Source organism: Fimbriimonadaceae bacterium, from assembly GCA_019638775.1.
GTDB lineage: Bacteria > Armatimonadota > Fimbriimonadia > Fimbriimonadales > Fimbriimonadaceae > JAHBTD01.
Genome location: JAHBTD010000045.1, coordinates 1 through 8363 on the forward strand (window position 1 = coordinate 1; position 8363 = coordinate 8363).

Consider the following 8363-nt stretch of genomic DNA (forward strand, 5'->3'; position numbering starts at 1 on the left):
AAAGCAGAGCCAGCACTCTGCTGTTGCGCCCAGGCGAAGACCTGTTCATCGGCCTTCCCGGACAATCCCACATCGCCGGTGCGAAAGGCCGTCTTCGTCGGCCGCAACAACTTCAGCCGCGATGCGATAGACTCGGGAACATTTTGAGGGGACAGGATGGTCAGGCACGCGGAATGACTTTCGCTTCGTCAATCACCTGACTGGCATACTCAAGCGCGGCAGTGACATCGTGGGTCGTCAGCCCGGGGTAGGCGTCAATAATCCCGGCTATGGTATGGCCACCGGCCACCATGCCGAGGATGTCCGTCACCCTAATGCGGGTGCCCCGAACCGTAGGCTTTCCGCTGCAGATGTTTGGATCGACAACGATACGATCATCCACCACGCTCTCCTCGCCGGCCAGTCAACTACATCAAACGCTATGCTCATACATCTAGGCTGTCAAGAAAGCCCTCAACGGCATACTGGGAGAAGAACTGCTGCAGGCCAAGAATCGAGAGCACCAAGGCCTAACAAGAGAAGGCCTGGGGTTTGCGCAGGAACAGCATACGAGCCCGCTTGCGCTGGCTTGCTTTCAGTCCAGAATAAATGGGACGTGGAGCCGGCGAGTGGAATCGAACCACCGACCTGCGGTTTACGAAACAAGCCAGGACATTTTTTGAAACGCTCGGTGTGCCAAATGGTTTCCCCGTTTTAACTGCGAAAACAGTCACTTGCGTGCATTCTATTGATTCGATTGTTTCGAGGTGTATAGGTGGGTTTTGAAAATTTTTAGCACAAATTTAGCACAGGCCAATGGGGTGAACCCCTTCAGTGAGACAGTTTCCCATTAGCACACTTCAGGTTGATTACCTTGCTTCCTCTTGCAAGCTCCCCTGTCAAGGAGACGCCGCAAAAGAGAACTTCGAGCTTCTAATCGTGTCCGATACCTGTCAGGCGGGAGCCTGGCAATGCGTCATGAGGCCGTTCTTCGTTAAACTCTGTAACTATGTAACCATTCTGTGGGTATCTCCCGGACATGTTTGAGCGACTCGAACACCTAGGCATTGAGGACTTCGGTTCGGTACGCGCGATTGAAGCGCGCGATGAACGGATTTTGATCGGGTTTGCCCGGCTGAATACACGGTAGCCCAATGCCCTGATCCTCACACCAGGCCATAAACCGGTCGGCGGTCATACCATTATCGAGTCGAATCGCGTCCGCCAATGAGCCTCGCGGAGTCAGACCGCGTTCTTCCAAGGCATCAAAAGACCGTACTCCATCGCTCATTCGGAGCGTAAATCGAATGTAGCATTTGTGTCCGGCTCAACTCCGTACAAGACTGCCCTTTGACTATGCCTCACCAAAGCTGTCCCTTGTCACTGCATAAAACCACGTCCACCATGAGCGCCACTCCACGAGTTATCTAAAGTCATCTCGACGACAGAATCTATAACCTCATTGAAAAGAAACCGACTGAAAATGCGTTCGGCGCGCTCTCGATCTGCCTTATCTTGAGCAGCTTTCGCTTCTTCCGCGTAGGTTTCGTGCCAACTTCGACGTATATTCTGAGCCACACGGCTTCCGTCCTGAAAGATATACTCTCCCTTTATCAAAAAACCGTTCTCGAAATCTCCCCTCAGCGCTTCTCCATCCCTCCAAAGATATATTCCTTGACCCGAGGGCTGCCCGGATTTAAATCCTCCAACGTATTTTGTGTCATTAGGGTATGTGAGTGTGCCTTGGCCATCAATGCAGTTTCCTTCAAGACATGTTTTTTTGGACAGGCCCTGTTTTGCTGGAACCGTAAAGCTTTCTTCTTGAGTGGCGACACCGTGATCAAAATCGCCGCTATACTTAATCCCGACCATCCAGCTCTTCGATCCCTTGCCATGGGCTAGACCATCCTTGAAATCTCCAACATATTTCGACCCGTCTGAAAAGACATACGTTCCGTGTCCATTAGTACAATTACCTTCCGTACAGCTGCCAGTTATATATGTTTTCTTTGGGTAAATCTTATCTCGGCTGATAGGTTTGCCATCTTTGAACGTTCCTGAGAATTTAACTCCCGTAAATAAGACATAAACGCCATGCCCATTGATGCAATCACCCTCAATACAAGTCCCAACAACCGGAGTGCAAAGCGCAGAAGGATTGCGATCGAGATAATATTCGCCGGTCATCCATCCGCATCCACTTCGCTGCATGCCATTATGAGCCTGCTCACCCAATTGCTCACGAGCAAGGAGTTCAACTAAATTAGGTAGACGTTCTGACGTATTTTGCCGCTCAATGGTTTGTGCTCGCCATTTCTCAAACGCATGTTGCCTGTAGGGAAGTTGATTAATAATTCGACGAATGGATTCTTCTGACATTTGCCATCCATTCACCATTTTCTCCAGCGACTTGGCAGACATCCCATGGAGGGCAGCGAGTACATCAGGATTTTTCTTGGCCCGATTAGGGTCATGCAGACTCACATACTCTCGACTAGTGATCCAATGGAGTGCAGCCTTCTGCTCGGGAAGTAGGTTCGTAAAGGAATGGGGCGTAGCTGATTCATTTGATCCATATGCGCCAGCAGTTACCGTATCCTCCCCAATACGGGCACCGTCCTCAAAATATCCAATGTACTTTGTTCCATCAAAGGAAACATATGTCCCATGGCCATTAGTGCAATCGCCCTCTGCACATCCACTTAGGACGGGAGTACACAGGGAGGATGGGGCGCTGTTCACATAATATTTTCCGGTCATCCACTCACATCCATGCCGATGTAGAGAGGATTCTTTCTGCTCAATGATTTGGGCTTGCTCAAGTTTGGCTACTGCTCTAGCCACTCCAGCCCGTGTATTATCTTGTTCTATACGTTGCGCGCGCCATTTTTCAAAGTCTCTGAGACTCAGAGGAAGTCCATTAAGAACCTGCCAAATAGATGGTTCTGGCATGTCCCAATGGTTTGCCTTCTCACTGAGGGAGATCGAGCTCATACCATGCATTTCTGCCAGGATTCCTACCTCGGCATTCGACGGCTTTGAACTGTGTAATCGTAGGTATTCTTGAGAAGCTGCCCAATGGAGAGCCGCCTTCTCCGCCACAGTTAATTTGACAAAAGCATACGGAGTTCCAGCTATGTTTTCTCCATAAGCGTCCGGGCTAAGAACGCTCGTGGGTGGCTTCTGCTCTGGTTCAGGAGATACCACCCCTTTTGGAAACAGGTGAGGATTTTCAGCTCGATATTTTGCCCTTGCCTCCATAATGGCAGTGCAACCACTCGACAGCACAGACAGACTTACAATTACGACCAGCGTGAGAGTGTACTTGTGCATCAGACTTCCCCCGTCCTTAATGGCAGCCCCCTTTTAGAATCCGGTCGACACCGTGACCGATATTCTGGCCCACTGCCTCGTATGGGCGGCAGGTGTCAGCCGGCCCAATGCTATGTGCGATCGCTCTTCATTGTCCTCATGCCACCACCTTTCATGGCGGCCTGGGCATGCGTGAGGGTAAGGAATCAGGCTCGTTCACGCACTCATCACTCGAACACCCATTGAATGACTCAAATTTTCCGAACGAACATGTGAGGTGGCACAGGACAGAGACATGCTCGGAGTCGATCCCGAACAACAGGTGACGGCATTTGTCGCGAACAGTGGTTGAATGTGTTGCGCGGGACGCTCATCGAAGCGGCTGCCAAAACGTTCGATGTCGTGACCATCGGGCATACTTTCGACTAACTGCCAGATTACTCTTTTTCGACGTTCGGACTTTTGTAAATGCCGAGCAAAGTAGTGCCGGCGTACATCGTATGTGGGTTCAATGGATCGATGGCAAGTACTACTGGTTGATCCATATTGGGCACCGGCTGTAGTCCGGAGTTAATGAACTTCCAGTTTTGTCCGCCATTCGTGGTTCTAATGACCCCTCGCTGGGTACCCGCATATACGGTATTGGGGTTCTGAGGGTCGATCATAAGTGAACCCACTTTCGTGGCTTGAGATCCCAGACCAGTGTTGACCGGCTCCCATGACTTTCCTGCATTTGAGGTTTTGAACACCCCGGAAAGAGTCGTTCCAGCATAAATGATAGTAGGCTGTTTAGGATTAATCGCTAACGCTTGGACGCCTACTGACATTTCATTCTCCCCGAATGCCTGGATGCCTCCAAACATTTTATTCTTCCCGAGCGCGAGAAGCGTGCCAGTCCAGCTTGTCCCTCCGTCGGCACTCTTAAAAACCCCCTTACCATAAGTGGCCGCATAGATTATTTGGGAATTGGTTGGGTCGATTGCTACGGCATAAGCAATAACGCCACCGGTGTAATCCTGCCACTGCGGATCCTGTATATCCGTCAAGCCATTACTGACTTCGACCCAATTCTCTGCCCCATTGATGCTCTTGTATATTCCGGCTTGCGTAGCAGCATATAACGTATTGGGATTTTGTGGATCAATTGCCAAAGCATTGATGGTTCGAAACGCAGCGCTGGGCTTTCCGGGTTTCTTGGTTTCCATTCCCGAACTCATCGACACCCAGTTCTCTCCCGCATCGATGCTCTTATATATTCCGCCCTCAACTGTACCCAGGTATAATGTGCTAGTGACATGAGGATCAATCGCTATACACTTCACGTTTAACGAGACGGGAACGCCCTTCTTGACCCTACTCCACCACACTCCCCCATCTGTCGTTTTAATGAGATCGCGTTTATACCCTTCCGTTAGCAAGATTTCTGTTGCGGCATAGACGGTGTCGGGGGTTTTCGGGTCAACTGCTAGAGCGATGACGTGGATATGGTCACCAACACCTAACTTATGGCCTGTGCGAACTGGGCTCCACTTGGGCCCGTCTGATGCTGCGGTAAGGAATGACTCTTTATACAGAGGGACGGTACAACCACTACCAGAAACCACAACAAGCGCTATGAGCAAGAAGGAGAATGGTGACGCAAAGATGTTGCGTCTATCAAAATGTCGCATGCAATTTCCTTTCGATAAGCGATGAGCATGAAAGATGATGACATCAAGCTGTAAGTCCCCCCGTCAAGGCGACACTGTCAAAAGAAAAACTTCTGCTTCTGACATTCACTCCACCAAACATGAGATAGGCCTTTTATACAAATTTGGGCACAAACGAGTGGCCGCCAGTTCCGCCACCACCGCCTCCGCCCGATACGTCAGGCCCTCCAGATCCACCACCGTGCACCAGCCTGGTGCAGTGAGCTCGCGCACAATCGGTCGTGTGGGGGGCACGGTGGGCTTATTTCATGGCGCTCGGGGCACCTTCGCCGACCACGATCAGGCACCCCCTGTATACACCTAGCAAGTAGAATTCGTTTATCCCCACGCTTCGGATGTTCTGAATCGGCGGAGTGGCGTTGGCCATGGCCTGCTCAACGGTCGTGGTGCCGTAACCAAACCCAAACGCGGCGTACGCGCAGTCCTTGCCCTCCGCCATCGGTTTCACCGAGAGATCCTCTGGGGTCAGGCGAAATGAGAGATTTATGCAGCCGGAGAGAAGTAGGGCCGTCAGCCAGCAGGTGCAGCAGATCAATCGATGCATCGTATAGTCCCTCCAGTACGCGGTAATCGTCGACAGACCGTCTCCGTTGGCGTCGCCGCTATGGCGCGGCGGCTGGTGCGCCTTCGCCGACCACGATGAGGCAGCTCTTATTCACAAACAGCAAGAAGAAGAGGCTGTGACTCACGCTTCGGATTTTTTGAATCGGCGGGGTGGCGTTGGCCATGGCCTGCTCGACGGTATTGTTGCCGTAGCCCAACTCAAACAGGGTGTACATGCAGGTCTTGCCCTCCGCGATCGGTTTCACCGAGAGATCCTCGGGGGTGATGCGATTGGTGATGCTGACGCAGCCAACGAGCAGAAGCACGGCGAGACAGACGGTCAGCGTACAGAACGTGCGCATGCGGGGTCCTCCTCTTGCGAACATATCATGTTCCAATTAGCGTGCTCCCACGCCGGCTGGAGCGCTCTCACCGACGACCTTCAGGCAGTGTGATTCGAAGACTAGGAAATGAAAGACCGTTAGACTGATGCTGCGAATGTTCTGAATCGGCGGGGTGGCGTTGGCCATGGCCTGCTCAGCGGTATTGGTGCCGTAGCCAAAATTAAACAGGGTGTATATGCAGGTCTTGCCCTCCGCCATCGGTTTCACCGAGAGATTCTCCGGCGTGATGCGAAAGGAGAGGTCTACGCAGCCGGTGAGGAGCAGTGCGGAAAGACCGGCCGCTAGCCTGGGTAGTGTGCGCATGTGGTGTCCTCCAAGACTACGGTGTTAGGTATGGATCTGGGTTCGTCGGCTCGACAAAATGAACAGGCACGCGCCTCAGGCGGCACGAATCGTCGACGACGGTGATAAAGTGAGCGCTACATAATTGAAAAATAAACAGATCAGTGCTAATGCTCCGAAAAGGTGACTTGTCCGTTGACATTAATAGTTTGAGTCGGTCCCGCTCCAGGTGACGTACTTGGACCGATAGGAAGTTGTGGCACGGTCTCGGAATTCACAATTAGGGCAGCTGCTGGTCTGGTAAAAAATGTGAAGGCGAGAGTCATGAAGACGAAGACTGAAAACGTTGCACTACGAAGACGGGCAGGACAATGCATGTGTCCTCTGAGGTAGAAGGTGCGCTTCAATGGCAGTGCGTTGTAGCACAATTCGCTGAATTTGAGTCAACTATTTCCATGTTGAAGGCACGAATACCTACGTATCTATGAATAACTATTTTCATGTCGAGAATAATCCCTCGAAGAGTGCATGAAATTACATACATGTACTAAGCAATCAACATGGCAACTGAGCTTTTTCGCACAAACCGCACGGTGCGAAATTGCACCGCCCGAACAAGAATAACGTTCGATCGCTTATGCTGATGGACACAAGAACGTATGTACGCTTTACTTAGAGACTAGTCGCGCAATTCTAAGCCCGATGGCTAATATTTTTATTGTCACTTAGTTGCCTCGACATTATTTTATGGGCGTTCTGCCACCCTGCTTCAAATCCTATCCCACAATGCCGAGGATGCCTTCCAAACTTTTTTTCGCCCACCACTCAAAAACGAGCTGATTTGTGTTCGCTCCCGGTCCCGTCTCCGAACGATGCGCACAATTGCCGCTCTGAGCGCACGAAAGCGCACATACGCCTCCTTCTGCTCACTTCCTTTTGCATCTGAGCTACCCCAAAATCTGTCCTCTGCTGTCCCCTCGTGTCCCCTAGTGACCCCTTCCGGGGCCTTTGCTTTGGTCCGGTGATTCGCCTAGGGTGAGACGAACGGGAACAGGGCACAAGAAGAGGTGCAGATGTCCGAGTTGGGGCGCGTCACAGAGCAACACCGTCGTCCGTTGCCGGGAGGCGAAGCCGGTCCGCGCCGCATGCCGACAGGCTGCGGGGCGGAGCGGAATGGCCCCCGTCTTGGTAACACGGGGGCGCTACCTACAGCGCTCATTACAGGAGTTCGATAGGTTCCATGGATTCTGGCTTCACTCTGACGATTGATTGGCTGGCGTTTACGGTCCTGGCCAGCAATCCTCAAGAGACCATGAAGGTGCTTGGCGGAGATTGGAGTAGGGCCAAGGGCGGCTTCCGAGGCTATCCCTTGTCGTGGATGCGAGTAGACGGACTCCGCGGCGTCGGCAAACTGGGCACCAATGCGCCTCGTCGTCCGAATGAAATCCATGTGGATCTCTCGGGCGGCCTGGCGTCCGCCCTGACACGGGATCAAATCCGGACTCTGCTCAAGTGGGTCCATGCCCAACAGGGCCACGTGACGCGCATTGATTGTGCGCTGGATGACCGAACGGGCACGGTGCTGGTCTCGACCATCCGAGAGGCCGTATCGGCAGGCCAATGTGTGACGCGTGCCGCGCAGGTTCGGCATATCGTCTCCAACCTGACGCATGGGACAGGGGCCACCACGGGCGAGACCATGTACTTCGGGAGTCCGCAGAGCCAGACCTTGCTGCGCATCTACGACAAACGGCTGGAACTTCAGAGCAAGGGCCAGGAGAACTGGCATGAATACGGGACTCGGTGGGAATTAGAGCTCAAGAAGGATCGGGCCGAACAGTGCGCTCGTGCATTGGCCACGTTAGACGAAGCCGATTGGAAGGAGTTGGTGGTCGGCTTGCTGCGATCGTATGTGGATTTCCGGCAGATCCCCAAGGATGCCGAGGATGAAGAACGGTACCGGGCTCCAGTCTTGGAGTGGTACGCCCTCCTGACGGAGGGATTTCAGAAGGGGCGATTAGCCCAGGAGCAGCAGGTGCAGACCCTGCAGAACGTAAAACGATGGGTGAGTGACACCCTGACGCCGATGTTGGCGGTCATTTGTGCCACCCCTGGAGGGGAAGAATGGCTACTA

General features: G+C 52.7%; 7 protein-coding genes and 1 pseudogene. 1 reads left to right on the forward strand and 7 read right to left on the reverse strand.

Annotation, left to right across the window (positions count from 1 at the left end; translation table 11 throughout):
* Positions 1-160 precede the first annotated feature (160 nt).
* The 7 genes and pseudogenes from KF784_19035 to KF784_19065 form a co-directional block, all read right to left on the reverse strand.
* A complete protein-coding gene (locus tag KF784_19035; GenBank protein MBX3121161.1) occupies positions 161-382 on the reverse strand; it encodes a DUF433 domain-containing protein in 222 nt (73 codons plus the stop codon).
* Positions 383-1042: 660 nt separating this feature from the next.
* A pseudogene (locus KF784_19040) lies at positions 1043-1120 on the reverse strand (integrase core domain-containing protein).
* Between the two features lie 239 nt (positions 1121-1359).
* Complete coding sequence (locus tag KF784_19045; protein ID MBX3121162.1) at positions 1360-3312, reverse strand: hypothetical protein; 1953 nt, start codon at positions 3310-3312, stop codon at positions 1360-1362.
* A 416-nt stretch (positions 3313-3728) separates the two neighbouring features.
* Positions 3729-4961 (reverse strand): hypothetical protein, encoded by a 1233-nt coding sequence (locus tag KF784_19050; protein ID MBX3121163.1) that lies wholly within the window; start codon positions 4959-4961, stop codon positions 3729-3731.
* A 280-nt stretch (positions 4962-5241) separates the two neighbouring features.
* Positions 5242-5544, reverse strand: a complete 303-nt coding sequence (locus tag KF784_19055) for a hypothetical protein (protein ID MBX3121164.1) — start codon at positions 5542-5544, stop codon at positions 5242-5244.
* A gap of 58 nt (positions 5545-5602) precedes the next feature.
* Positions 5603-5905, reverse strand: coding sequence for a hypothetical protein (locus KF784_19060; GenBank protein MBX3121165.1), 303 nt, complete (start codon positions 5903-5905; stop codon positions 5603-5605).
* A gap of 36 nt (positions 5906-5941) precedes the next feature.
* Positions 5942-6250 carry a hypothetical protein gene (locus KF784_19065; GenBank protein MBX3121166.1) on the reverse strand — a complete coding sequence of 103 codons (309 nt, stop codon included), beginning with the start codon at positions 6248-6250 and terminating at the stop codon, positions 5942-5944.
* Between the two features lie 1219 nt (positions 6251-7469).
* On the opposite strand from KF784_19065, the gene KF784_19070 reads away from it, so the two are divergent.
* Positions 7470-8363: replication initiation factor domain-containing protein (locus KF784_19070; protein MBX3121167.1), on the forward strand; the 894-nt coding region annotated here is incomplete at its 3' end.

Coding starts and splice junctions, on each gene's coding strand:
- KF784_19045 (MBX3121162.1), bottom strand. CDS start 3,312: ATGCACAAGTACACTCTCACGCTGGTCGTAATTGTAAGTCTGTCTGTG.
- KF784_19050 (MBX3121163.1), bottom strand. CDS start 4,961: ATGCGACATTTTGATAGACGCAACATCTTTGCGTCACCATTCTCCTTC.
- KF784_19055 (MBX3121164.1), bottom strand. CDS start 5,544: ATGCATCGATTGATCTGCTGCACCTGCTGGCTGACGGCCCTACTTCTC.
- KF784_19060 (MBX3121165.1), bottom strand. CDS start 5,905: ATGCGCACGTTCTGTACGCTGACCGTCTGTCTCGCCGTGCTTCTGCTC.
- KF784_19065 (MBX3121166.1), bottom strand. CDS start 6,250: ATGCGCACACTACCCAGGCTAGCGGCCGGTCTTTCCGCACTGCTCCTC.